Here is a 24,548-nt window from a genome sequence, read left to right as displayed (position 1 = left end):
ACGAAAACGCCGGGGACGTCAGAGGCCCGGATCGTCAGGCGGAAATGCCGTCGATCCGAGCCATCACGTCGTCCGCGCCGAACGGCTGCAGGTAGGGCAGCCAGCGCGGGTCCCTGTGCCCGGTCCCGATGATGCGCCAGGCGAGACCGGACGGCGGGGCGGGTTGGTGGCGCAGCCGCCAGCCCAGTTCCAGCAGGTGCCGGTCCGCCTTGACGTGATTGCAGCGGCGGCAGGCCGCCACCACGTTCTCCCAGGCGTGCTGGCCGCCGCGGCTGCGCGGAATGACGTGGTCGACGCTGGTTGCGGCGGCACCGCAGTACATACAACGGCCGCCGTCCCTGGCGAAGAGCGCACGGCGGGTCAGTGGAACGGGCCCCCGGTAGGGGACTCTCACGAACCTTTTCAGCCGTACGACGCTGGGCGCCGGGATGACAAGGGTCGCGCTGTGCATGAAGGCGCCGGATTCCTCTAGGCAAATGGCCTTGTTCTCAAGAACGAGGATGAGCGCGCGGCGGAGCGGTACGACGCCGAGCGGCTCGTACGACGCATTGAGTACCAGGACATGCGGCACGGATGCCTCCTATTACGCCGGCGGCGCGTGGCTCGCGCCGGGACGATCTGCTCTCAGTCTCCCCTCATGGCTGGTCGTAGCGCCACCACGTCCGGGTAACGGGCTCGGAGTGTTTTCGACCACAGGGAGGGGCGCACACGGGGACCACGAAGGGAGCGCACGGGGACCACAGGGGGAGCGCACCAGGACTGAGCCCAATAGTTCCCCGGGTGAGGCTTGTCTCTCCCCCCTGCACCGCACCGGACCAACGGTGATGCCCCGTTAGTGTGGTTGGTCTGCTGTCGCCCTGCCTGGAGGTACCCGCCGTGTTCCTGTCCGCCCTGTCGGCCGCCGATCCGACGACCGAACCCGTCACCCTCGACGAGGCTGCGGAGCGGGCGACCAACGCCGCGGGCTGGGTGGAGGAGAACTGGTCCACCTGGCTGAGTGTCGGCCTGCGCATCCTGCTGATCGTGCTGATCGCGACCGTGCTGCGCACGGTCATCCGGCGCTCCCTCACCAAGCTGATAGCGCGCATGAACCGCAGCGCCCAGGCCGTCGAGGGCACCGCGCTGGGCGGGCTGCTGGTCAACGCCGAGCGGCGCCGACAGCGCTCCGAGGCGATCGGGTCCGTGCTGCGGTCCGTCGCCTCGTTCGTGATCCTGGGCACGGCCGCCCTGATGGTGCTGGGCGCGCTCAACATCAACCTGGGCCCACTGCTCGCCTCGGCGGGTGTCGCGGGTGTGGCCCTCGGTTTCGGCGCGCGCAATCTCGTCACCGACTTCCTCTCCGGTGTCTTCATGATCCTGGAGGACCAGTACGGCGTCGGGGACAGCATCGACGCGGGGGTGGCCTCCGGCGAGGTCATCGAGGTGGGGCTGCGTGTGACCAAGCTGCGCGGCGACAACGGCGAGATCTGGTACGTACGCAACGGTGAGATCAAGCGCATCGGCAACCTCAGCCAGGGCTGGGCCACCGCCGGCGTCGACGTCCAGGTCCACCCGAGCGAGGATCTGGACCAGGTCCGCAAGGTGATCGTCGAGGTCGCCGAGGAGCTCGCCAAGGCCGATCCGTGGAACGAGCTGCTGTGGGGCCCGGTCGACGTGCTCGGCCTGGACTCGGTACTCCTGGAGTCGATGACCGTGCGGATCACCGCGAAGACGATGCCGGGCAAGGCCCTCGGGGTGGAGCGCGAGCTGCGCTGGCGGATCAAGCAGGCCTTCGACCGGGCGGGCATACGCATCGTCGGCGGCCCGGTGGCCGTCGAGCAGGCGAGCGCTCCACCCGCCGATCCCACCGCGGCGCCCTCCGCCCTGGCCAGCCCCACCTCGCCGCAGTCGCTCGCCGCGTCCCCGATACCGCAGCCCACGAACCTCTCGAAGTAGCGGCGCCCCCACGACGTAACAGCGGCTCTCCGCGACGCCCCGCAGGTAACGCTTTGGTTGCCGCGAGGGCGCTGTACGTTGACGGCTATTGACGGCCACCTTGCGGGCGTCTTACGTTCCTCTCACTCAATAGGAAACTTTCCTAACAATGATGTTGAGTGGGAAAGAGCCGAAGGGCAGGTGCAGTGCCATGGCCGGGACACCCGGAACCCCCCGCGTCCTGCGGGCGATGAACGACCGCGCTGCCCTGGACCTGCTCCTTGAGCACGGCCCCCTCTCCCGTACGAAGATCGGCAAGCTGACCGGGCTCTCCAAGCCCACCGCCTCCCAACTGCTGGTCCGGCTGGAGTCCGCGGGCCTTGTCGTCGCCACCGGCACGACCGAGGGCCGCCCAGGACCCAATGCCCAGCTGTACGCCGTCAACGCCCGCGCCGCCCATGTCGCCGGCCTCGATGTGACGCCCCGGCGCATCCGCGCCGCCGTCGCCGACCTCGCGGGCCACACCGTCGGCGAGTTCGAACTGCCGACGCCGGGGCGCCGCGCGGACAGCGTCGTACGCCAGGTCACGGACGCGCTCGACGGAGCGGTGAAGGCCGCCGGGCTCACCCGGGGCGAGCTGCACCGCGTCGTCATCGGCACCCCCGGCGCCTTCGACCCCGGCACCGGACGGCTGCGCTACGCGAGTCACCTGCCCGGCTGGCACTCCCCCGCCCTCCTCGAAGAGCTGGCGGCCGTGCTGCCCATGCCCGTCGGGTACGAGAACGACGTGAACCTCGCGGCCGTCGCCGAGCAGCGCCTGGGCGCGGCCCGCGGCCACGAGAACTTCGTCCTGCTGTGGAGCGAGGAGGGCATCGGCGCGGCCCTGGTCATCGGCGGACGGCTGCACCGCGGCTGGACCGGTGGCGCCGGCGAGCTCGGCTTCATGCCGGTGCCAGGCACCCCGCTGGTGCGCCAGGTGGCCAAGGCCAACAGCGGCGGCTTCCAGGAGCTCGCGGGCTCGCAGTCGGTGCCCCGGCTCGCCAGGTCGCTCGGGATCGACACCCCCCAGCACCCGTACACCGAGATCGGCGCCGCCCTGCTGGCGCGCGCCGCGGCGGCGGGCCTGGCGCAGCCGGGCGAGGAACAGCCCGGCGACGAGCGGCTCGCGGAGTTCCTGCGGCAGTACGCGCAGCGGCTCGCGACCGGCCTCGCCTCGGTCGTCGCCGTACTCGACCCCGAACTGATCGTCCTCTCCGGCGCGCTCACCGCCGCCGGCGGGGAGCCCCTGCGCTCACTGGTCCAGGCCGAGCTCGCCGAACTCGCCGCGTCCAGGCCACGCCTGGTCATCGGCGAGGTTCTCCAGCATCCCGTACTGCGGGGCGCGTTGGAGAGCGCACTCGCCTCGACCCGCGACGAAGTGTTCGACACCTCCCGCTGATCACCCGCTTGCCCCTGCCCCTCGTTCGTTCTCCGCCCGTTCGTTCTCCGCGTCCGACCACCCCTGTCCCTGCCCCTGGGAGCTCCGCCATGCGCAGAAACCGCCGCCTGACCACCACAGCCGTTGCCGTCGCCGCCATATCGGTACTCGCCTCCGCGTGTACGGGTTCGACGGAGAGCGCCGCCAATGACGACCCGAACGCCAAGACCACGATCACGTTCTGGCACGGCTGGAGCGCCCCGGCCGAGGTCGAGGCGATCAAGGAGAGCATCGGCCGTTTCGAGAAAGCCCACTCGAACATCAAGGTCAAGGTCGTCGGCAACATCACCGACGACAAGCTCAACCAGGCGCTGCGCGCGGGCGGTTCCAACAGCCCCGACGTCGTGTCGTCGTTCACCACGTCCAACGTCGGCAAGTTCTGCTCGTCCGGTGCCTTCGCCGACCTTCAGCCCTTCATCGACAAGTCCAAGCTGGACATGAAGAAGACCTTCTCGAAGGTCCTCCTCGACTACACCCAGTTCGAGGGCAAGCGCTGCGCGATGCCGCTGCTCAGCGACGCGTACGGCCTGTACTACAACAAGGACGCGTTCAAGGCGGCCGGCGTCAAGGCCCCGCCGAAGACCATGTCCGAGCTGGCCGCGACCGCGAAGAAGCTGACGAAGACCAAGGGCGACTCGTACGAGCAGCTCGGTTTCATGCCGAACTACCACGGCTACGAGACGGTCGTCGACCACTACATGTCCTCGTGGGACCACAAGTACTTCGACGAGAACGGCAAGTCGAACATCGCCAAGGACCCGGCGTTCGCCAAGGCGTTCACCTTCCAGAAGAAGCTCGTCGACGACCTCGGCGGCTACACCAAGCTGGAGAAGTTCCGCACGACCTTCGGTGACGAGTTCGGCGCGAAGCACCCCTTCCACACCGGCCAGGTCGCGATGCAGCTGGACGGCGAGTGGCGGCTGGGCATGGCCGAGGACGCCAAGGTGCCGTTCGAGATCGGTGTCGCGCCGATGCCCGTCGCCGACGAAGAGGCGGAGAGCTACGGCAAGGGCTTCCTGTCCGGCACGATCATGGGTATCGCCCCGGCGAGCAAGAAGCAGAACGCCGCCTGGGAGCTCGTCAAGTACATGACGACCGACACCAAGGCCGTGGTGGAGTTCGCCAACGGCATCCGCAATGTGCCGTCCACCCTTGAGGCCCTGAAGTCGCCGGACCTGGACCTCGACCCGCGCTTCAAGACGTTCCTGGAGATCGCGCAGCACCCGAAGTCCAACACCCCCGATGGCGCCGTCAACGGCGCGACCTACCAGAACACCCTCCAGGACTTCGGCTTCCAGTACGAGAAGGGCCTGGCGAAGGACCTGAAGGCCGGTCTGGAAAAGACCGCCAAGCAGATTGACACCGACATCGCGAAGGCGAAGTAGTCCTCGCGATGAGCACACAGATCCCACGGAGCTCACGGAGCAGCAACACGCTCCGTACCAAGCGCAGGAAGGCCGCGCTGCGCACGGCGGCCTTCATGTCGCCCTGGCTGATCGGCTTCACGGTCTTCTTCGCGTACCCACTGCTCTCCACCGTGTACTTCTCGTTCATGAAGTACGACGGCTTCGGAGTGCCCCAGTGGAACGGTCTTGCCAACTGGAGTTACGTCTTCAACGACTACCCGATGTTCTGGCCGTCCCTGCGCAACACTCTGTGGCTCGTGGTCGTCATGGTCTCCTGCCGGGTCCTCTTCGGCCTCGGTATCGGCATGCTGATCACGAAGATCAAGACGGGTACGGGCGTCTTCCGCACCCTCTTCTACCTGCCGTACCTCGCACCGCCGGTCGCCGCGACCCTGGGCTTCGTCTTCCTGCTCAACCCGGGGACAGGGCCGGTCAATTCGATCCTCGGCGACCTGGGGCTGCCCACACCGGGCTGGTTCAACGACGCCGCGTGGTCCAAGCCGGCGCTCACCATGCTCGCGGTGTGGGGGGTGGGCGACCTGATGGTGATCTTCATGGCCGCACTGCTCGACGTACCGAAGGAGCAGTACGAGGCCGCGGAGCTGGACGGCGCGTCCAACTGGCAGCGCTTCCGCTTCGTGACGCTGCCGAACATCTCGCCCATCGTGATGTTCGCCGTGGTCACCGGCGTGATCCAGGCCATGCAGTACTACACACAGCCACTGGTCGCGGGGAAAGTCGCCTCCGGCATCATCGGCAACTCCGGCCAGTCCTTCGAGCCCGGCTATCCCGACAAGTCGACCCTGACCCTGCCGCAGCTCGTCTACAACCTCGGCTTCCAGCGCTTCGACTACGGCTCGGCCTGCGTCGCCGCACTCGTCCTGTTCGCCCTGGCCATGTGCTTCACGGCTCTGCTGATGCGGCGACGCGGCGGCCTCCTCCAGGCAGGTGAGTGACCGTCATGACCCAGCTCATCAACAGAACCGACAAGACGGCGAAGCCGGGCGCCCCAGCGTTCGACCCCTCGCCCGCTCTGCGCACCGCGCGCCGCAAGGCGCTGCTGCACTGGATCGCCGTGCACTCGCTGGGGATCGCGGCCGCACTGTTCTTCGTGCTGCCGTTCGTCTTCCTCTTCCTCACCTCGCTGATGAGCGACCAGCAGGCGCTCACCCGCGACCTCACGCCCAATACCTGGGAGTGGGGCAACTACGTCAAGGTCTTCGAGACCCCGGGCTTCCTGACCTGGTGGCGCAACACGCTGCTGTACGCGGGCCTGGGCACCGTACTGACGGTGCTGTCGTCCGTGCCGGTGGCGTACGCGCTCGCCAAGTTCCGCTTCAAGGGCCGCAATCTGTCGCTGATGCTGGTCATCTCGATGATGATGCTGCCGCCGCAGGTCGTCATCATCCCGATGTACCTGTTCTGGGCGAAGGAACTCGACCTGTCCGGCACGCTCTGGCCGCTGATCATCCCGATGGCGTTCGGTGACGCCTTCTCGATCTTCCTGCTGCGCCAGTTCCTGCTGACCATCCCCAACGAGTACATCGACGCGGCCAAGGTCGACGGGTGCGGCGACTTCCGCACCCTGACCAGGATCATCATCCCGATGGCGAAGCCGGGCATCGCGGCCATCGCGCTGTTCCAGTTTTTCGCCGCGTGGAACGACTACTTCGGACCACAGATCTACGCGTCCGAGAACCCGGCCGCCTGGACGCTGTCGTACGGACTCGAATCGTTCAAGGGTGCACACCACACCGACTGGAATCTGACCATGGCCGCGACCGTACTGGTCATGGCCCCTGTGATCGTCGTCTTCTTCTTCGCCCAGAAGGCATTCGTCGAAGGCGTCACACTGACCGGAGTGAAGGGCTAGTTGAGGAAATGAAGCTCGCAGTCGTGGGTGGCGGGTCCACCTACACACCTGAGTTGATCGACGGCTTCGCCCGGCTGCGGGACACGCTGCCGATCGAGGAGCTGGTCCTCGTCGACCCCGCGGCCGACCGTCTGGAGCTGGTCGGCGGCCTCGCCCGCCGGATCTTCGCCAAGCAGGGCCACCCGGGCAAAATCACCACCACGTCCGACCTGGACGCGGGCGTCGCCAACGCCGACGCGGTGCTGCTCCAGCTGCGCGTCGGCGGACAGGCCGCGCGCCAACAGGACGAGACCTGGCCGCTGGAGTGCGGCTGCGTCGGACAGGAGACCACGGGCGCCGGCGGCCTGGCCAAGGCGATGCGTACGGTCCCGATCGTCCTGGACATCGCCGAGCGGGTACGCCGGTCGAACCCGGACGCCTGGATCATCGACTTCACCAACCCGGTGGGCATCGTGACGCGGGCGCTGCTCCAGGCCGGCCACAAGGCCGTCGGTCTGTGCAATGTCGCGATCGGCTTCCAGCGCAAGTTCGCGAAGCTGCTCGACGTGGCGCCGGCCGAGGTGCACCTGGACCATGTGGGGCTCAACCACCTCAGCTGGGAGCTGGGCGTACGGCTCGGGGGCCCCGAGGGCGAGAACCTGCTGCCCCGGCTGCTCGCCCAGCACGGCGACGCGATGGCCGACAACCTGCACCTGCCGCGCGCGGTGCTCGACCGCCTCGGCGTCGTCCCCTCGTACTACCTGCGCTACTTCTACGCGCACGACGAGGTCGTACGGGAGCTCGGCACCAAGCCGTCGCGGGCCGCCGAGGTCGCCGCCATGGAGAAGGAACTCCTCGCGATGTACGGCGACCCGGCGCTCGACGAGAAGCCCGCGCTGCTCGCCAAGCGCGGCGGCGCCTTCTACTCGGAGGCGGCCGTCGACCTGGCGGCCTCGCTCCTGGGTGACGGCGGCAGCCCCATCCAGGTCGTCAACACGTACAACAACGGCACACTGCCGTTCCTCGCGGACGACGCGGTGATCGAGGTCCAGGCCCGGGTCGACAAGACCGGCGCCACCCCCCTCGCGGTGCCCGAGCTCGACCCGCTGTACGCCGGCCTGATCGCCAATGTCACCGCGTACGAGGACCTGGCGCTGGAGGCCGCCCTGCGCGGCGGTCGCGACCGCGTATTCAAGGCACTGCTTGCGCACCCCCTGGTCGGACAGTTCGAGTACGCCGAGGCGCTCACCGACAAGCTGATCGCGCACAACCGGGAGCACTTCGCGTGGGCGTGAGCGCGGCTGTCATCGCCATCGACGCGGGGAACAGCAAGACGGATGTGGCCGTGATCGGGACCGAAGGATCGGTCCTGGGCACGGCGCGCGGCGGTGGCTTCCAGCCGCCGGTGGTCGGGATCGGGGTGGCGATCGACGCGCTCGCCGTGACCGTCGGCCAGGCGCTGGAGGCGGCCGGTGTCCAGGAGGTGGAGCATGTCTCCGCCTGCCTGGCCAACGCCGACCTGCCCATCGAGGAACGGGAGTTGGAGGCCGCGGTGCACGCGCGCGGCTGGGGTCGTACGACCGAGGTCCGCAACGACACCTTCGCGATACTGCGGGCCGGGCTGCCCAGTGGCGCCGAGACCCTCGGGGTCGCGGTCGTGTGCGGCGCGGGCATCAACTGCGTCGGCATGCACCCCGACGGCCGCACCGCCCGCTTCCCCGCGATCGGCCGGATCTCCGGCGACTGGGGCGGCGGCGGGGGCCTGGCCGAGGAGGCGCTGTGGTTCGCGGCGCGGGCCGAGGACGGGCGGGGAGAGCCGACCGAGCTGGCGCGCGCCCTGCCGGCGTACTTCGGTCTCGACTCGATGTACGCGCTGATCGAGGCGCTGCACCTGCGCCGCATCGACGAGAAGCGCAAGCACGAGATCACCCCGGTGCTCTTCGCGGCCGGCGCGGCCGGTGACCGGGTCGCCCTGTCGGTCATCCACCGGCAGGCCGACGAGGTCGTCTTGATGGCGACGGTGGCGCTCGGCCGGCTCGGCCTGCTGGACGAGAAGGCGCCAGTACTGCTGGGCGGCAGCGTGCTCGCGGCTCGTCATCCGGAGCTGAACGACCACATCACGGCGCTGCTCGCCGAACGCGCGCCGAGGGCGGTCGCGCGCGTCGTCACGGCCCCGCCGGTGCTGGGTGCGGCACTCCTGGGGCTCGACCACGTCGCGGCGCCCGCGGAGTCCCACCTGAGGCTGCGCACGCACTACGACGCGTAGGGCTTCCACCACTCGGCCCCGGCCGCCGTCCCGAAGGTCCCGGACGGCGGCCGGAGTTGCGCGTACCGCACACATTGCCTGCTAAACGGATACGAACGGGAACTGAACAGATCCCCCCTGCGTATACATAAGCGGGAGATGCGGGGAGATCGGGTAGCTGCGATCGGACAAGATCCAGCCAATCCTGGTGTGGATGTCGGTCCCTGCGGCCATACTGCTTGCCGGGCACTGCCCCCACGGAGCACCGGGGGATTACGGACCGACTGTCCATGGCCCTGTCCATGACCGAGGGGGAGGTCACGTGGCACACCCGCCGAATGTGCGCGAGGCTCAGCCGCCGCACGTCCGCGAGGCGCAGCCTTCGCATGCGCGCGAGGCGCAGCCGCCCGTGCGCGGCACCGCCTGGTCCGAGGGCGTGGACCGGTTGCGTGCCGGGGCGACGACCGAGCCAGGCCGGCTGCGGATCATCGGCGCCCTGGCGGCGGTTCTCGTCGTGGCGTTCGGGGCGGTGACGGCCTGGGAGGTCTCGGGCCGCGCGTCCGCCGCCGACGACGTGGTGTCGCGCAGCCAGCCGCTGAGCGCGGACGCGGCGAGCGTCTACCGCTCGCTGGCGGACGCCGACACGGCGGCGTCGAGCGGATTCCTCGAAGGGGCGCAGGAGCCGCAGGACGTACTCACGCGGTACAACAAGGACATCGCGACGGCGTCCGAGCTGCTGGTGAAGGCGGCGGCCAACACGGACAGCTCCAGCGCGTCCGGGCACGAGATAGCCACGCTCAACAAGGAACTGCCCCGCTACACCGGCCTGATCGAGCGCGCCCGTGCCAACAACCGGCAGGGCCTGCCGCTCGGCGGCGCCTATCTGCGGTACGCCAACGACCGGATGACCAAGACCCTGCTGCCGGCCGCGGAGCGGCTGTACCAGTCGGAGACCCGCAGGCTCGGGGACGACTACGACGAGGCGAGGGTCTGGCCGTTCGCCGGGCTCGGCCTGGGTGTGGTGGCCCTCGGCGGCCTGGTCTTGGTCCAGCAGCGCAACTACCGCCGTACGAACCGGGTGTTCAACCACGGCCTGCTCGCCGCGAGCGTCGCCTCCGCCGTGGTCCTGCTGTGGCTGGGCGTCGGGCACGCGGTGTCCAGGGCCGAGCTGAACGACGCCAGGACGCACGGCCAGGTGTCCCTGGAAGTCCTCAACGACGCCCGCATCAACTCGCTCAAGGCCCGCGCCAACGAGAACCTCACCCTGGTCGCGCGCGGCGCCGTACTGGCCAAGGACGGCAAGCGCGACCTGTACGAGTCCCAGTACGCGGACAGCATGAAGGTCCTCGGCGAGCGTCTTGGCGACGCGGGCAAGTTCGCCGACGACCTCGCGGGCAGCGAGCCCGTCAAGGTCGCCACCAAGAGCGTCGGGGTCTGGCGCGAGCGGCACACCACCGCCCGCGCGACCGACGACAGCGGCGACTACGAGAGCGCGCGGTTGCAGATCACCGGCGACAAGAAGTCCACGGACGAGTGCTTCGACGCCGTCGACGCGGCGCTGGACAAGGCGCTCGCCCATGAGCAGGCCGAGTTCACGCGGGCCGCCGAGGACGGGTTGGGCGCGCTGACCGGACTGCCGTTGGGCGCCGCGCTGCTGGCGGTGCTCGGTGCCACGGGCGCGGTGCTCGGCATCGGGCGCAGGCTTTCGGAGTACAGGTGATACGGGTGGGTGGAGGCGCGGTGACCAGGACGAGCAGGAGAGCCACGGCCGGGCGGCTGCGCGGCTGGGGCGGCGTGGCGACCATGGCCGCCGCCTGCGCGCTGACCGCTTCGTTGACGCTGCTGCCGCTCTCCCACGGGGGCGGGGACGACGGCGCGACAGCGGCTTCCGGGCAGCGCGTGACGCAGGCAGCCGCCGCGCGGGCGGACACCTGCGAGGAGCCGGAGCGCAGCCTGCGGCCCGGGGGCAGCGAAGGCGCGGCCATCGAGAAGATCAAAAAGCGCGGCAAGCTGATCGCGGGCGTCGACCAGAACAGCTTCCGCTGGGGCTACCGCAATCCGGCCACCCGCGAGCTCGAAGGCTTCGACATCGACCTGGTGCGGGCCATGGCCCAGGACATCCTCGGCGACCCCGAAAAGGTCATCTACCGTGCGATCCCCACCAATCAGCGCATCCTCGCGCTCCAGGAGGACCGGGTCGACATCGTCGTCAGGACGATGACGATCAACTGCACCCGGCTGAAGGACGTCTCCTTCTCCAGCGCCTACTTCCAGGCGGGCCAGCAGGTGCTCGCCCCCAAGACATCCACCATCAAGGGGTACGACAAGTCGCTCGCCGGCAAGAAGATCTGCTCGGCGCGGGGCTCCACGGCGTACGACGCGCTCGCCAAGGAATCGTTCGGCGCGGACTTCGAGAAGTTCACCGTCTCCAACCAGCTGGACTGCCTGGTGCGGCTCCAGCTCGGCGAGGTCGACGCCGTCGTCACGGACAACGCCCTCGCGGCGGGCCAGGCGGCGCAGGACCCGGCGGTCGAGCTCAAGGGGAAACCGTTCACCAAGGAGTACTACGGCATCGCGGCGAAGCTCGGCAGCGACGACCTGGTGCGGCGGCTGAACCAGGTGCTCGACGACTACCGCAGCGGTGGCCCGAGCGGCCCATGGATGAAGGCGTACGACCAGTGGCTGAAGGCGGACCTGCCCGGCATCACGGAGCCTCCGGAGGCCAAGTACCGGGACAATTGAGCTGGTTGGGCGTGGAAACAGCAGTATCAACGGCACGAGCAGCGGATCGCAGCTGGAGCGGAGAGGTGATCGATGGGCGTCGCGGGAGCCACCGGGCCGGTGATGGACCGGGACGAGGTGGACCGTGCGCTGGCGCGGCTCGGCGCGGAGTACGAAGCGATCGAGACCTCGCTCCTCGCACTCCAGGACCACTCGGGCCGCCGCCTCCTCGAAGGCGCCGAGCTGACGGGCGTCACCAAGGACCGCTGGGCCGCCACCGAGCAGGCTGTGGCGTCGCTGTGGGCGTACTTCGACGCGTACACCGCCGCGCTGTCCGGCGCCCGTGAGCTGCGGGCGCGGCGGCGCTGGCCGAACCGCGAGGACCTGGCCGAGCTGACCGACGTACTGCGCGGCGAGAGCGTGACGGTCGCCGGGGGCGGCGTCGCGGGCGGTGCGCACGGCGGTCACACCCATTCGATCACCGGGCCCGCCCAGCTCGCCGAGCGGTTCACGCTGGAAGCGCTGGTGTCCCGGATGAACCAGCTGTACGCGCGGTCGCTCGACATGGTCGTCACGGCGGACGCGGTGTGGTCCGCGCTGCCCGCCCGGATCGATCTGCTCGCCGCCGAGCTGCTGCGCACCCGGTCTCTGGCGCACTCCGTCGGCGTACGGCCCGGGGAGCACCCGGCGGGCGACGACCTGGAGGAGATCACCCAGGAGCTGACGACGCTGCGCAGCCAGGTGGTGACGGACCCGCTCGCCTTCTGGCGCCCCGGGCTCGGCAGTTCGGCGCCCGGCGGCGGCCGGCCCGACACCGAGAGGTACGACCGGGCGGCCCGTGCCCTGGAGGAGATCCGGCGCGAGATCGAGGCGGTCCTCGGTGTGCGGCAGGACGCGGAGCAGCGGCTGCTGCGGCTGCAGGACGTCCTTTCGCGCGCGGACCGCACGCTGACCGAGGCACGGTCGGCGCGCGGCGAGGTCCTGGCGAAGATCGCCGCTTCGGAGGTGCCCGCGGTCAGCGGCCCCTCCACGGCGCTCCAGGAGCAGTTGGTGCTGGCCGCCGGATACCGCAGGCACGCCCAGTGGCACCGGCTCTCGCCGCTCCTTGAGTCGCTGGAGCGCGAGGCCGAGGAGGAACTCCTTCGCGCCCGCGAGTCGTTGTCGCGGGTCACCGAGCCACTGGCGGTCCGCGCCGAGCTGCGCGGTCGGCTCGACGCGTACAAGGCGAAGGTCGCCAGGCACGGCATGGCGGAGGATCCGCTGCTGATGGAGCGGTACGAGGCGGCCCGCCGGATGCTGTGGAGCGCGCCCTGCGATCTGCGCGCCGCCGAGCAGGCGGTAATGCGCTACCAGCGGGCCACGGCGGAAGTCCTGATCCCGCGGCAGCCCGGCCCCGCCGACCGCGCGGGGCCCTCGCGGAGCGACAAAGGGGATTCAGCATGAGCAAGTGCCAGCGCCCCGGGTGCGAGGGGTCGTACGAGGACATGGGCGGCGGTGAGATGTACTGCGACACCTGCGGTCTCGCGCCGGTCGTCTCGCCGTCCGGCACCCTGTCGTCGCCGCCGACCGGTGTCACGGCCGGCGGGCACAGCAGCAGGGCTCCCAGCAACAGGGCCAGCAGCAACAACGGCTCGGGCCGCAGCAGTTCGCGCGCCTCCTCGCGGGCGTCTTCTCGGCAATCGGAGCGCTCGTCGCGCTCCTCGACCTCGCGGCGTTCCGTCTCCGGGCGGCTCTCGCGCGCGCTGTCCGGTTCGGCCACGTCGCCGTCCGTGTCGGTCCGCAGCTCCGGCGCGTCGTCGAGCGCTTCGGGGCGCAACAGGCTCGGCGCCGGGCTCGTGTCCGTACCGGACGTGCCGCGCCCGGACCCTCGTTCGGCAGTAATGGAGAACCCGGAGGTCCCCGAGCGCAAGCGGTTCTGCAGCCGCAGCGACTGCGGGGCGCCGGTGGGGCGGGCCCGCGGTGAACGGCCGGGCCGCACCGAGGGGTTCTGCACCAAATGCGGCAACCCGTACTCCTTCATCCCCAAGCTCGGCACCGGCGACGTCGTGCACGGCCAGTACGAGGTCATGGGCTGCCTGGCGCACGGTGGTCTCGGCTGGGTCTATCTCGCGGTCGACCGCGCGGTGTCCGACCGCTGGGTCGTCCTCAAGGGGCTGCTGGACACGGGCGACCAGGACGCGATGGCCGCGGCGATCTCGGAGCGGCGCTTCCTCGCCGAGATCGAGCACTCCAACATTGTCCGCATCTACAACTTCGTCGAGCACCTCGACCAGCGCACCGGCTCCCTCGACGGCTACATCGTCATGGAGTACGTCGGCGGCAAGTCGCTCAAGGAGATCGCCAACGAGCGGCGGAGCCCGGTGGGCAAGCGCGATCCGCTGCCGGTCGAGCAGGCCTGCGCGTACGGCATCGAGGCGCTTGAGGCCCTGGGTCACCTGCACAGCAGGAACCTGTTGTACTGCGACTTCAAGGTCGACAACGCGATCCAGCAGCAGGACCAGCTGAAGCTCATCGACATGGGCGCGGTCCGCAGGATGGACGACGACGAGAGCGCGATCTACGGGACGGTGGGCTATCAGGGCCCCGAGGTCTCCGAGGTCGGGCCGTCCGTCGCCTCCGACCTGTACACGGTGGCGCGCACGCTGGCCGTGCTGACCTTCGACTTCCAGGGCTACACGAATGTCTTCGTGGACAGCCTGCCCGACCCCGACAACATCGAGGTCTTCCGTACGTACGAGTCCTTCTACCGCCTGCTGGTCCGGGCCACCGACCCGGATCCGGCCCGGCGGTTCGCCTCGGCGGCGGAGATGGCCGAGCAGCTGACCGGCGTCCTGCGGGAGGTCGTGGCGATCCAGACGGGCCGGGCCAGGCCCGCGCTCTCGACGCTGTTCGGCCCGGAGCTGCGGGTGACCGACACGCAGCTGTTCGCGGAGCTGACGGGCGACGCGTCGCAGCTCGGCGGCCGGTCCGTGCCGCTCTCCCGCCGTGCCCGCCGCGACGCGGCCCGCGCCGGGGGCCGCATCGTGATCCCGGCCCAGCCGGTCGCCGCCCCTTCGGGCGCCCCCGGCGCGGCGACCTTCCCGGCGCAGGGCGCGGGTGCGCCCGGCGGAGTCGGCGGGTACGCAGCGGTGGGCGCCGGGGTGTACGGCGCGGGCAACGGCGCGGGGGCGCCCGACGGGCAGACGGGGTCCGGCAGCGCGGGCTCCGGTACGTACGCGGGTCCCGGTGCGCAGCCGGGACTGGGGAGCGCGGGCTTCGGCGCGGGCGCCCTCGCGGTGGCTCCTCCCGCTCCCCCCGCTCACGCCACCCCGTTCGTCGCCGGGGCCGCAGCTCCGGCCGGTGTCCTCGCGCCGCCCGGGGTCTCGCCCGCCCAGGCCAACGGCGCCGGGGTGCCGTACCTCGCGGCCCTCGACCCGCGCGCCACCGCGCTCGCGCTCCCCGTGCCGCGCGTCGACCCGAACGACCCGAACGCCGGTTTCCTGGCGGGCCTGATGGCTTCGGCGCCCGCCGAGCTGATCACCGCCCTCCAGTCCGCCCCCGGCGACTCCGTCGAGCGCCGGCTGCGCGAGCTGCGCGCCCGGCTGGAGATGGACGAGCCCGCCACCGCCGCCGAGGCGCTGGCGGCCCTGGAGACGCAGCATCCGGACGACTGGCGGGTTGTCTGGTACCGCGGTATCGCCTCCCTCACCACCGGGGACAACGAGATCGCGGCGCTCTCCTTCGACGCGATCTACGACGCGTTTCCCGGCGAGGCCGCGCCCAAGCTCGCCCTCGCGGTCTGCGCCGAGGTCCTCGGTCAGCTCGACAACGCGGCGGAGTACTACCGCCTGGTGTGGACGACCGACCCGAGTTACGTCAGTGCGGCCTTCGGCCTCGCCCGCGTCCAGCTCGCGGCGGGCGACAGGCCAGGCGCCGTACGCGCGCTGGAGTCCGTGCCCGAGGCGTCGATCCACTACACGGCGGCGCGCGTCGCAGCCGTGCGGGCGCGGCTGCGCAGACGCGCGGCGAGCGACCCGCTGAGCGACGATCTGATGGCCGCCGCGGCCCAGGTGGAGGCCCTGCGGGGCTTCGGCCTCGACGCCGTACGCCGTGAACAGCTTTGCACCGAAGTCCTCGGCACCGCCCTCGACTGGGTACTCTCCGGTGGGCACGGGGCACGCCCCGTGCGGTCCGCGCTGCTCGGCAGCCAACTGGACGAGCGCGGCCTGCGCTTCGGTCTTGAACGCTCGTACCGGGTGCTCGCCCGGCTCGCACAGCGCGGGGATGAAAGGATCGACCTGGTGGAACGGGCCAACCGTTTCCGCCCCCGGACCTGGGTGTGATGATGTCGCAGATGCACCAGCTGTCCGCCTGTCCCGGCTGCGAGGAGCCGCTGGATACGGGTGACTTGTTCTGCGGGGCGTGCGGGTACGACCTGTCGGCCGTTCCGCAGCCGCCGGACGACCACCCGACGGTGGCCATCGCGGTGGCGCCGCGCGCCGCCTCGGCGGGCAGCCCCGCCGTGGGTGCGGAGCGCGGCGATCCGTCGCCCGCCGCGACCGCGGCCCTGCGGTTCGACGACCCGCCCTCCCCCGGCACCCCGGCCGAGGACTTCGCGCTCGCCTCCCCCGACGAGGCGCCGCCCGCCGACCCCCGGTCCCCCGAGCACCAGGCGACCCCGCCGGCCGGCACGCCTCTGGGCGGCAAGCTCTGTGTGGCCTGCCGGGCGGGCCGGATCGACGAGGACGGCTACTGCGAGAACTGCGGCCACGCCCAGCCCCGCGAGCGCGACCACATGGAGCAGGAGCTGGACGCGGTGGCCGCGGTCAGCGACCGCGGTCTGCGCCACCACCGCAACGAGGACGCCTTCGCGCTCTCGACGACGGCCCTGCCCGACGGTTCGCCCGCGGTCGTCGCGATCGTCTGCGACGGCGTGTCGTCGGCGACCCGCCCCGACGAGGCGTCGGCGGCCGCGGCGAGCACCGCCAACGAATCCCTGCTCGAATCCCTGCCGCGCGGCACGCACCCGCAGCAGGCGATGCACGAGGCGATCGTCGCGGCGGCCGAGTCCGTCAACTCCCTGGCCAACGACCCCGTTCAGGCCATGGAGCACGATCCGCAGCGCAATTCGCCCGCCTGCACCCTGGTCGGCGCGATCGTCGCGAGCGGCCTGCTCGTCGTCGGCTGGGTCGGCGACAGCCGCGTCTACTGGGTGCCCGACGACCGCACGGCGCCGCCCGCCCGCCTCACCGAGGACGACTCGTGGGCGGCCCAGATGGTCGCGGCCGGCCTGATGAACGAGGCGGAGGCGTACGCCGACGACCGTGCCCACGCCATCACGGGGTGGCTCGGCGCCGACGCGTACGAACTGGAGCCGCACACAGCTTCCTTCAAGCCTGACCGGCCCGGTGTAGTGGTGGTGTGCACGGACGGGCTGTGGAACTACTCGGAGGCGGCGCAGGAAATGGCACGGGTCACACCGGCGGACGCCGCCGAGCGGCCTTTGCACTGCGCCCAGGTGCTGGTGGGGCACGCGCTCGACGGCGGGGGCCACGACAACGTAACAGTGGCCGTGCTGCCGTTCCACGTACCGCCTCAAGGGGCAGGATCGGCCTACGGCACGGCGTAGGACCACTGTTTCTTCCCGCTACTTCACCTCTTCATCGCCTTCACCACTTGTCACGTGGAGCCTCAAGGAGCCGATTCGATGGCCAACTTCTCCAAGTCCCGTGTGCCGCAATTCTCCGTCGAGGTCTATCAGAACGAATATCTGCCGGAAGGCGGTCGTGAGGTCAACGCGATTGTCACGGTGACCTCCACCGGCGGTGGTACGAGCGGCAGTTCACGGCTGTCCGGGGCCGGGGTCTCGCCCACGTTCATACCCGGGCAGGGGCCTGCCGCCGCTGTTGTGATCATGGTCGACTGTTCCGGTTCGATGGACTACCCGCCCACGAAGATGCGCAACGCGCGGGACGCGACGGCCGCCGCGATCGACACCCTGCGCGACGGCGTCGCCTTCGCGGTGGTCGGCGGTACGCACATCGCCAAGGAGGTCTACCCCGGCGATGGCGCTCTCGCGGTGGCGGACAGCCACACCAGGGCCCAGGCCAAGGAGTCCCTGCGCAAGCTCAGCGCGGGCGGCGGCACGGCGATCGGCACCTGGCTGCAACTGGCGGACCGGCTGCTCGGCTCGGCCGAAGTCGCCATCAGACACGGCATTGTGCTGACCGACGGACGTAACGAGCACGAGTCCCCCGAGGCTCTGCGGGCCGCGCTCGACTCCTGCGCGGGCCGCTTCACCTGCGACGCCCGTGGCGTCGGCACGGACTGGGAGGTCAAGGAGGTCACCGGCATCGCCTCGGCGCTCCTGGGCACGGCCGACATCGTCGCCGATCCCACCGGCCTGTCGGCCGACTTCACGCAGATGATGGAGGAGGCAATGGGCAAGGAGGTCGCCGACGTCGCTCTGCGGCTGTGGACGCCCGTCGGCGTGGAGATCAAGTTCGTCAAACAAGTGGCGCCCGCCGTCGAGGAGTTGACCCCGCGGCGCACCGAGGTGGGCCCGCGCGCCGGGGACTACCCGACGGGCTCCTGGGGCGACGAGTCCCGCGACTACCACGTGTGCGTGCAGGTGCCCGAGGCCGGCATCGGCCAGGAGATGCTGGCGGCCCGGGTCTCGCTCGTCCTGCCGACGGTGGGCGAAGGCCCGCCGCAGACGCTTTCGCAGGGGCTCGTGCGAGCCGTGTGGACGGACGACATGGTGGCCTCCACGTCCATCAATCCACAGGTCGCGCACTACACAGGTCAGGCCGAACTGGCACAAGTCATCCAACAGGGGCTTGATGCACGCAAGTCGGGTGATTACGACGGAGCGACCGCGAAACTCGGCCGTGCGGTGCAGCTCGCGGCGGCCTCGGGGAACGCGGACACCGCGAAACTGCTTTCGAAGGTGGTGGACGTCGTCGACGAGGCGACGGGTACTGTGCGACTGAAGGCGAAAGTCGCGGATGCGGACGAGATGACCCTCGAAACACGCTCCACGAAGACAGTTCGCGTCAAGAAGTAGCGCAGAGCGACCCAAGAAGTAAGCCAGGCAATAAGCGAAGCAAGTGAAGTAAGTACCGATTTACGGCCTCCGGGCCGGACTGAGAGGGGGAAGCGCCGACATGCCGACCTGCCCGAACGGACACCAGTCGGGTTCCGACGACTGGTGCGAGGTCTGCGGCCATCGCATGGCCGGCGCCGTGCCGCCGCCTCCGCCCCCGCCGCCCGCTCCCGGTTACGGATACCCGCCGCAGGGCCAGGCCCCCTACGCGCAGGGCACCGACCCCTTCGCGCGCGGCTCCGACGCCACCCAGCAGGCGGAGCTCTGCCCGCAGTGCCGCACCCCGCGTGAGGGCATGACTCCGTACTGCGAGGAGTGCCGGTGGAACTTCCTCACCAGTACGGCGACCTCCTACACGCCGGTCGCCCCGCACAACGCGGGTCCCGGCTCGGGCCCTGCCGCCGACTCCGGCTCCGGTCTCAATCTGCCGCCCGGGTTCCAGTCGCCGCAGCAGCAGCAGCAGGCGCCGCCGCACCCCTTCCAGCAGCAGCCGGGCCCGCCCGCACCGCCCCAGCACCACCAGCAGCCGCAGGCGCCGCAGCGGCAGGGGAACGGCGAGGACGACTGGATGCTGCCCCCGCCGTCGCAGCAGCAACAGGCACAGCAAGCCCAGCAGGCACAGCACCAGCACCAGCCGCAGCAGGCACCCCCGCAGCAGTACCAGCCCCCCGTCGCCGCGCCCACGAGCTGGACCGCGACCGTGGGGCCCGACCGTGACTACTTCATGGCGATGATGCAGCGCAGCGGTCCGGACGCGGCAGGGCTCAACCTGCCCGCGTACTCGCCCGAGCAGCAGCGCCCGCTCACCGGCAACCAGATCACCATCGGCCGCCGCCGCCACAGCACGGGCGAGGCCCCCGATATCGATCTGTCCGTACCGCCGGAGGACCCGGGCGTCTCGCACCAGCACGCGGTCCTGGTCCAGCAGCCCGACGGCAGCTGGGCCGTGGTCGACCAGAACTCGACCAACGGCACCACGGTCAACGGCGCCGAGGACCCTATCCAGCCCTACGTGCCGATCCCGCTCCAGGACGGCGACCGGGTCCATGTCGGCGCGTGGACGACGATCACGGTCCGCCGGGCCTGAGCCGAGGGTTTCTGGGCGGTCGGGTCGGCCGGAGGTCAGCGGCCGGCCAGGGGCCAGGCGTACGGCCCCTGGGGGTCGTCCAGCCAGGCCCACTCGCTGTCCGCGGTGATCGTGACACCGAAGCGCTCACGCTCCGGACGCCTCTCACGGTGCCAGAGCGCGAGTGCGTCGTGCGGGTCCAGACCGCCCGCGGTCAGGCCGAGCAGGAACCGGAAGAGCTCGTTGTCCAGCGCATGGCGCGGCAGTCCGCCCGTGTTCCTCGGCAGGGGCCCGGCCGGACCGCCGCGCAGCGGGACGAAGTACGCGGAGGTGTGCAGGAAGTGGCCCTCCGCGTGCGTGGCGTCGCGTACCTCCAGTGAGATCAGTCCGGTCGACAACGGTGCCAGGATCCGGGCCCCCGGTCTGCACTGGGCCGGCCAGTCGCGCGGTACGGACTGCAGGGCGCACGTCGCGATGATCCGGTCGAAGGGGGCGCGGGCGGGGCAGCCGCGCGCCCCGTCCCCGGTGACGACCGCGGGGCGGTGGCCGGCCGCTGTCAGATGGTTCCGCGCCGATTCGGTGATCTCCGGGTCGAGGTCGATGGTGGTCACCAGGTCGTCACCGAGCCGGTGCGCGAGGAGGGCGGCGTTGTAGCCGGTGCCCGCGCCGATCTCCAGTACGGCATGCCCGTCCCGTACCTCCAGCTCCGCCAGCATCCTGGCCATCAGGGAGGGCTGGCTGCTGGAGGAGACCAGGTCGCCGTCGCGCATACGGGTGGCGAGCGGCCGGTCCGCGTAGACCCCTTCCAGCCAGCGCACCCGCCGTGCCGGATCGGGGTCCTCGCCCCACAGCCGCTCATAGCCGCCGGTCCGGCCGACGAAGTAGTACGGCACGAACAAATGCCGCGGGACCTCGGCGAAGGCCGTCCGCCAGGCGGGATCCGCCAAGGCCCCGGTCGCCTCGACCTCACGCACCAGCCGTGCGCGGGCCTCGGCATACATGTCCACGTGTGCGCCCATACGCCCACTGTCGCGCGGCGGGGCGCGGGAGGCGAGTGCCGGCCATGCTCGGGCGGCGGTGGGCCTGGGGCCGAAGTCCTCGGTCGCGCAGTCTGAGACGATGGACACGTGAAAGATATTCCGCGCGGCACGCTTCAGGAGCAGACCTTCTACGAGCAGGTCGGCGGCGAGGAGACCTTCCGGCGCCTGGTCCACCGCTTCTATCAGGGGGTCGCGGACGATCCGCTGCTGCGACCGATGTACCCGGAGGAGGATCTGGGCCCCGCCGAGGAGCGGCTGGTCCTGTTCCTGATGCAGTACTGGGGCGGCCCGCGCACCTACAGCGACGAACGCGGCCACCCCCGCCTGCGCATGCGGCACGCACCGTTCAAGGTCGACAAGGCGGCACACGACGCGTGGCTGAAGCACATGCGGGTGGCGGTCGAGGAGCTGGGCCTCTCCGAGGAGCACCGGCTCCAGCTGTGGAACTACCTGACGTACGCGGCCGCATCGATGGTGAACACGACGGACTGATCCGACAGGGCCGCGTCGGACCCTTTTACCACCGCCATCTCCGCTGCCCACGACGCCTTTCCAGCCCGCCCGGCGGCCCCCTTCAGCCCACCCGGGGCCTGCCTTTCAGCCCGTCCGGGGCCTGTTCTTTCAGCCCGTCCGGCGTCTGAGGACTTCGGGAAGGGGCGGGTAGGGGAAAGCCCCGCGCAGCGGCCCCACCGGGCACACCCCGCCGCACCCTCAGACCGGCGCCACCGCAAGCGCCCCAAGCCCCGCCCCACGCAGGGCAATTGACCCGTACGGCGTCCGAAGCCGCAGCCAGGACCCGGCCGCCAGCAGCGTCAACACCTCGCCCGAGCCGGGCGGCGACGGCGGGATCGCCCCCAGGGCCGAAGCCCGTACGGGCGCCGCCCTCAGGAAGCCGAGCGACTGAGCCGCATGCACCGCGCGCAGCGGCAGCCCGGTGTCACCGAGCGTCCGGGACCAGATGTCGCGGCCGATCCGGTCGCGCTCCTCCCGGGTCCGCGCCTCCGGCGCCAACGCCTCGTCCCGCGCCCGGAATTCGGCGACCGCGGCGGCCACCGCGCCACGCAACGCCTCGTAGCCCGGCAGTCCGGGCACCTGGCGCCACCCACCGCGCGGCGGCAGCACACCGGCCCAGGGCGGCCCGGTGACGGCGTCAGGAACGACCGCCGTCCCCGCCGACTCGTCGATGTCTTCGAGCAGTTGCCCGGCCGAGACGGTGGCGTCCAGCTCGGCGGACACCGCCAGCCGGGCCGTACGAATGGCCAGCACCTCGAAGGACGGCGGCCGTCCGAAGACCGCCAACGCCCCACCGCCCGCCTGAAGGCGCACCGCCGCGGCCCGGTCGTAATGAATCAGCCGACCGAGGAACGCCGCAAGATCCGCTGCCTCGCCGGCGTCGGCGAGAACGAGCGTCACACGGTCGGAGCGCTGCGCCGTCACGCGGCGACAGCCTCGTCCTCGGCGTCGTCGTCCAGGTACTCCAGAAGGAACGCCTTCTCCTCGGCCGTGATGCGGCGGGGCCGCGACTCGGCGAGGTTGACCGGCACGACGATCGTGGAGGCCCGTACGTACAGCGTCGCCTCGTCCTTGATCTCGTACGCGATGGTCAAGGATGCCGCACCGATCTTCGTCACCCACGACTCGACGGTCACCGGCTCATGCCGGTGGACCAGCGGCCGCACATAGTCGATCTCGTGCCGGGCCACCACGGACCCGCCAGTGAAGGACGTGCTGCCCTCCCCCGGCGCCAGCCGGAACATGAAGTCGATACGCGCCTCTTCCAAGTACCGCAGGAAGACCACGTTGTTGACATGCCCGAAGGCGTCCATGTCCGACCAGCGCAGCGGGCAGGAGTAGATGTGACGGCTCACGTCGGTCAGCCCCGGGTCAGCTTCTTGTAGGTCGCCCGGTGCGGGCGTGTCGCGTCCGCACCCAGGCGCTCGATCTTATTCTTCTCGTACGACTCGAAGTTGCCCTCGAACCAGTACCAGCGGGACTCGCCCTCGTAGGCCAGGATGTGCGTCGCCACCCGGTCCAGGAACCAACGGTCGTGCGAGATGACCACGGCCGCGCCCGGGAATTCGAGCAGCGCGTTCTCCAGCGAGGAGAGGGTCTCGACGTCGAGGTCGTTCGTCGGCTCGTCGAGGAGCAGCAGGTTGCCGCCCTCCTTGAGCGTCAGGGCCAGGTTCAGGCGGTTGCGCTCACCACCGGACAGGATCCCGGCCGGCTTCTGCTGGTCCGGGCCCTTGAAGCCGAAGGCGCTGACGTACGCGCGCGACGGCATCTCGACCTGGCCGACGTTGATGTAATCCAGCTCGTCCGAGACGACGGCCCACAGCGACTTCTTGGGGTCGATGTTGGCGCGGCCCTGGTCGACGTAACTGATCTTGACCGTGTCGCCGACCTTGATCGAGCCGGAGTCCGGGGTCTCAAGGCCCTGGATCATCTTGAACAGCGTGGTCTTGCCCGCGCCGTTCGGACCGATGATGCCCACGATGCCGTTGCGCGGCAGGGTGAAGGACAGGTCGTCGATGAGGACCTTGTCGCCGAACGCCTTGAAGAGGTTCTGGACGTCTACGACGATCGAGCCCAGACGCGGGCCCGGCGGGATCTGGATCTCGTCGAAGTCCAGCCTCCGCACCTTGTCGGCCTCGGCTGCCATTTCCTCGTAACGGGCGAGGCGCGCCTTCGACTTGACCTGACGGCCCTTGGCGTTGGAGCGGACCCACTCAAGCTCTTCCTTGAGCCGCTTCTGACGCTTCTCGTCCTTGCGCCCCTCGACCTTGAGGCGGGTGGACTTCTTCTCCAGGTACGTGGAGTAGTTGCCCTCGTACGGGATCGCGCGGCCGCGGTCGAGCTCAAGGATCCACTCGGCGACGTTGTTCAGGAAGTACCGGTCGTGAGTAACGGCCACGACGGCACCCTTGTACTTCGAAAGGTACTGCTCCAGCCAGTTCACCGACTCGGCGTCCAGATGGTTGGTGGGCTCGTCGAGGAGGAGCAGGTCCGGGCCCTCGATCAGCAGCTTGCAGAGCGCGACGCGGCGCTTCTCACCACCGGAGAGATTGGTGACGGGCCAGTCGCCGGGCGGGCAGCCCAGCGCGTCCATGGCCTGCTCCAACTGGGCGTCGAGGTCCCAGGCGTTGGCGTGGTCGAGGTCCTCCTGGAGCTTGCCCATCTCGTCGAGCAGCGCGTCGGAGTAGTCCGTCGCCATGAGCTCGGCGACCTCGTTGAAGCGGTGGAGCTTGCCCATGATCTCGGCCGCGCCGTCCTGGACGTTCTCCAGGACCGACTTGGACTCGTCGAGCTTCGGCTCCTGCATGAGGATGCCGACGGTGAATCCGGGCGAGAGGAAGGCGTCGCCATTGGAGGGGTGCTCCAGCCCCGCCATGATCTTGAGCACCGTGGACTTACCGGCACCGTTGGGGCCCACCACACCGATCTTCGCGCCGGGCAGGAAGCTCAACGTGACATCGTCAAGGATGACCTTGTCGCCGTGCGCCTTGCGCGTCTTGCGCATGGTGTAGATGTACTCAGCCAAGAGAAACCGTCCGGCAGATCGAGAAGGGCCTATGTTCGGCTCCGCCGCGTGAGGGCAGATACACCCATCTTGCCGCACGGCCACCCCCAGACGGAAACGGCCCCGATATACCAAGGCATATCGGGTCCATAGTGAGCGCCTGGTCACGGAGCGCGTCCGTGTTCACCCGTTCGGCTCCCGCTCCCCCACCCCTCGGCGGATGACG

The 24,548-nt window shown here is 70.3% G+C and carries 20 protein-coding genes; 15 read left to right on the top strand and 5 right to left on the bottom strand.

Going from position 1 to position 24,548, the window contains the following annotated elements:
- Positions 1 to 34 precede the first annotated feature (34 nt).
- Entirely contained in the window at positions 35 to 571 is a 537-nt protein-coding gene (locus ABCR94_RS07100) for an HNH endonuclease (protein ID WP_347118192.1), read from the bottom strand.
- Between the two features lie 305 nt (positions 572 to 876).
- Here ABCR94_RS07100 and ABCR94_RS07095 point away from each other — a divergent pair, with 305 nt between their 5' ends.
- The 14 genes from ABCR94_RS07095 (at position 877) to ABCR94_RS07030 (ending at position 19,786) form a co-directional block, all read left to right on the top strand.
- Positions 877 to 1,935 carry a mechanosensitive ion channel family protein gene (locus ABCR94_RS07095; RefSeq protein WP_347118191.1) on the top strand — a complete coding sequence of 353 codons (1,059 nt, stop codon included), beginning with the start codon at positions 877 to 879 and terminating at the stop codon, positions 1,933 to 1,935.
- A gap of 190 nt (positions 1,936 to 2,125) precedes the next feature.
- Positions 2,126 to 3,352 (top strand): ROK family transcriptional regulator, encoded by a 1,227-nt coding sequence (locus ABCR94_RS07090; RefSeq protein ID WP_347118190.1) that lies wholly within the window; start codon positions 2,126 to 2,128, stop codon positions 3,350 to 3,352.
- Positions 3,353 to 3,441: 89 nt separating this feature from the next.
- Positions 3,442 to 4,776 (top strand): ABC transporter substrate-binding protein, encoded by a 1,335-nt coding sequence (locus ABCR94_RS07085; protein ID WP_347118189.1) that lies wholly within the window; start codon positions 3,442 to 3,444, stop codon positions 4,774 to 4,776.
- Between the two features lie 8 nt (positions 4,777 to 4,784).
- A complete protein-coding gene (locus ABCR94_RS07080; RefSeq protein ID WP_347118188.1) occupies positions 4,785 to 5,753 on the top strand; it encodes a carbohydrate ABC transporter permease in 969 nt (322 codons plus the stop codon).
- A 5-nt stretch (positions 5,754 to 5,758) separates the two neighbouring features.
- A complete protein-coding gene (locus ABCR94_RS07075) occupies positions 5,759 to 6,670 on the top strand; it encodes a carbohydrate ABC transporter permease (RefSeq protein WP_347118186.1) in 912 nt (303 codons plus the stop codon).
- An 8-nt stretch (positions 6,671 to 6,678) separates the two neighbouring features.
- Positions 6,679 to 7,944, top strand: coding sequence for a 6-phospho-beta-glucosidase (locus ABCR94_RS07070; RefSeq protein ID WP_347118185.1), 1,266 nt, complete (start codon positions 6,679 to 6,681; stop codon positions 7,942 to 7,944).
- Positions 7,935 to 8,915 carry an N-acetylglucosamine kinase gene (locus ABCR94_RS07065; protein WP_347118184.1) on the top strand — a complete coding sequence of 327 codons (981 nt, stop codon included), beginning with the start codon at positions 7,935 to 7,937 and terminating at the stop codon, positions 8,913 to 8,915. The genes ABCR94_RS07070 and ABCR94_RS07065 overlap by 10 nt, the downstream gene beginning before the upstream one ends.
- A 301-nt stretch (positions 8,916 to 9,216) precedes the next feature.
- Entirely contained in the window at positions 9,217 to 10,614 is a 1,398-nt protein-coding gene (locus tag ABCR94_RS07060; protein ID WP_347118182.1) for a GlnX family signal transduction membrane protein, read from the top strand.
- A 20-nt stretch (positions 10,615 to 10,634) separates the two neighbouring features.
- A complete protein-coding gene (locus tag ABCR94_RS07055; protein WP_347118181.1) occupies positions 10,635 to 11,636 on the top strand; it encodes a glutamate ABC transporter substrate-binding protein in 1,002 nt (333 codons plus the stop codon).
- A gap of 72 nt (positions 11,637 to 11,708) precedes the next feature.
- On the top strand, positions 11,709 to 13,058 hold the full coding sequence (locus ABCR94_RS07050; RefSeq protein ID WP_347118180.1) for a hypothetical protein: 1,350 nt from the start codon (positions 11,709 to 11,711) through the stop codon (positions 13,056 to 13,058).
- Positions 13,055 to 15,937 carry a serine/threonine-protein kinase gene (locus tag ABCR94_RS07045; RefSeq protein WP_347118179.1) on the top strand — a complete coding sequence of 961 codons (2,883 nt, stop codon included), beginning with the start codon at positions 13,055 to 13,057 and terminating at the stop codon, positions 15,935 to 15,937. The genes ABCR94_RS07050 and ABCR94_RS07045 overlap by 4 nt, the downstream gene beginning before the upstream one ends.
- 2 nt (positions 15,938 to 15,939) lie before the next feature.
- A complete protein-coding gene (locus ABCR94_RS07040) occupies positions 15,940 to 17,223 on the top strand; it encodes a protein phosphatase 2C domain-containing protein (RefSeq protein WP_347118178.1) in 1,284 nt (427 codons plus the stop codon).
- Positions 17,224 to 17,301: 78 nt separating this feature from the next.
- Positions 17,302 to 18,660 carry a vWA domain-containing protein gene (locus ABCR94_RS07035; protein ID WP_347118176.1) on the top strand — a complete coding sequence of 453 codons (1,359 nt, stop codon included), beginning with the start codon at positions 17,302 to 17,304 and terminating at the stop codon, positions 18,658 to 18,660.
- A gap of 100 nt (positions 18,661 to 18,760) precedes the next feature.
- Positions 18,761 to 19,786 (top strand): FHA domain-containing protein, encoded by a 1,026-nt coding sequence (locus ABCR94_RS07030; protein ID WP_347118175.1) that lies wholly within the window; start codon positions 18,761 to 18,763, stop codon positions 19,784 to 19,786.
- Between the two features lie 35 nt (positions 19,787 to 19,821).
- On the opposite strand, the gene ABCR94_RS07025 is transcribed toward ABCR94_RS07030, so the two are convergent.
- Positions 19,822 to 20,784 (bottom strand): methyltransferase domain-containing protein, encoded by a 963-nt coding sequence (locus ABCR94_RS07025; RefSeq protein ID WP_347118492.1) that lies wholly within the window; start codon positions 20,782 to 20,784, stop codon positions 19,822 to 19,824.
- A 108-nt stretch (positions 20,785 to 20,892) separates the two neighbouring features.
- Between ABCR94_RS07025 and ABCR94_RS07020 the strand changes: the two genes are divergently transcribed.
- Positions 20,893 to 21,297: a globin gene (locus tag ABCR94_RS07020; RefSeq protein WP_347118174.1), complete on the top strand. Its 405-nt coding sequence runs from the start codon at positions 20,893 to 20,895 to the stop codon at positions 21,295 to 21,297.
- Positions 21,298 to 21,516: 219 nt separating this feature from the next.
- On the opposite strand, the gene ABCR94_RS07015 is transcribed toward ABCR94_RS07020, so the two are convergent.
- The 3 genes from ABCR94_RS07015 to ettA are packed head-to-tail and all read right to left on the bottom strand — an operon-like array spanning position 21,517 to position 24,343.
- Positions 21,517 to 22,242, bottom strand: coding sequence for a DUF8010 domain-containing protein (locus tag ABCR94_RS07015; RefSeq protein WP_347118172.1), 726 nt, complete (start codon positions 22,240 to 22,242; stop codon positions 21,517 to 21,519).
- Positions 22,239 to 22,673: an acyl-CoA thioesterase gene (locus tag ABCR94_RS07010; protein WP_347118171.1), complete on the bottom strand. Its 435-nt coding sequence runs from the start codon at positions 22,671 to 22,673 to the stop codon at positions 22,239 to 22,241. The genes ABCR94_RS07015 and ABCR94_RS07010 overlap by 4 nt, the downstream gene beginning before the upstream one ends.
- 5 nt (positions 22,674 to 22,678) lie before the next feature.
- On the bottom strand, positions 22,679 to 24,343 hold the full coding sequence (gene ettA / locus ABCR94_RS07005) for an energy-dependent translational throttle protein EttA (RefSeq protein WP_347118170.1): 1,665 nt from the start codon (positions 24,341 to 24,343) through the stop codon (positions 22,679 to 22,681).
- Positions 24,344 to 24,548: the final 205 nt, after the last annotated feature.

The sequence above is a fragment of the Streptomyces changchenzhani genome (assembly GCF_039766235.1).
GTDB lineage: Bacteria > Actinomycetota > Actinomycetes > Streptomycetales > Streptomycetaceae > Streptomyces.
This window is presented reverse-complemented; position numbering and strand designations above follow the sequence as displayed.

Coding starts and splice junctions, on each gene's coding strand:
- ABCR94_RS07085 (WP_347118189.1), top strand. CDS start 3,442: ATGCGCAGAAACCGCCGCCTGACCACCACAGCCGTTGCCGTCGCCGCC.
- ABCR94_RS07035 (WP_347118176.1), top strand. CDS start 17,302: ATGGCCAACTTCTCCAAGTCCCGTGTGCCGCAATTCTCCGTCGAGGTC.
- ABCR94_RS07070 (WP_347118185.1), top strand. CDS start 6,679: ATGAAGCTCGCAGTCGTGGGTGGCGGGTCCACCTACACACCTGAGTTG.
- ABCR94_RS07080 (WP_347118188.1), top strand. CDS start 4,785: ATGAGCACACAGATCCCACGGAGCTCACGGAGCAGCAACACGCTCCGT.
- ABCR94_RS07025 (WP_347118492.1), bottom strand. CDS start 20,784: ATGGGCGCACACGTGGACATGTATGCCGAGGCCCGCGCACGGCTGGTG.
- ABCR94_RS07045 (WP_347118179.1), top strand. CDS start 13,055: ATGAGCAAGTGCCAGCGCCCCGGGTGCGAGGGGTCGTACGAGGACATG.
- ABCR94_RS07090 (WP_347118190.1), top strand. CDS start 2,126: ATGGCCGGGACACCCGGAACCCCCCGCGTCCTGCGGGCGATGAACGAC.
- ABCR94_RS07075 (WP_347118186.1), top strand. CDS start 5,759: ATGACCCAGCTCATCAACAGAACCGACAAGACGGCGAAGCCGGGCGCC.
- ABCR94_RS07050 (WP_347118180.1), top strand. CDS start 11,709: ATGGGCGTCGCGGGAGCCACCGGGCCGGTGATGGACCGGGACGAGGTG.
- ABCR94_RS07030 (WP_347118175.1), top strand. CDS start 18,761: ATGCCGACCTGCCCGAACGGACACCAGTCGGGTTCCGACGACTGGTGC.
- ABCR94_RS07040 (WP_347118178.1), top strand. CDS start 15,940: ATGTCGCAGATGCACCAGCTGTCCGCCTGTCCCGGCTGCGAGGAGCCG.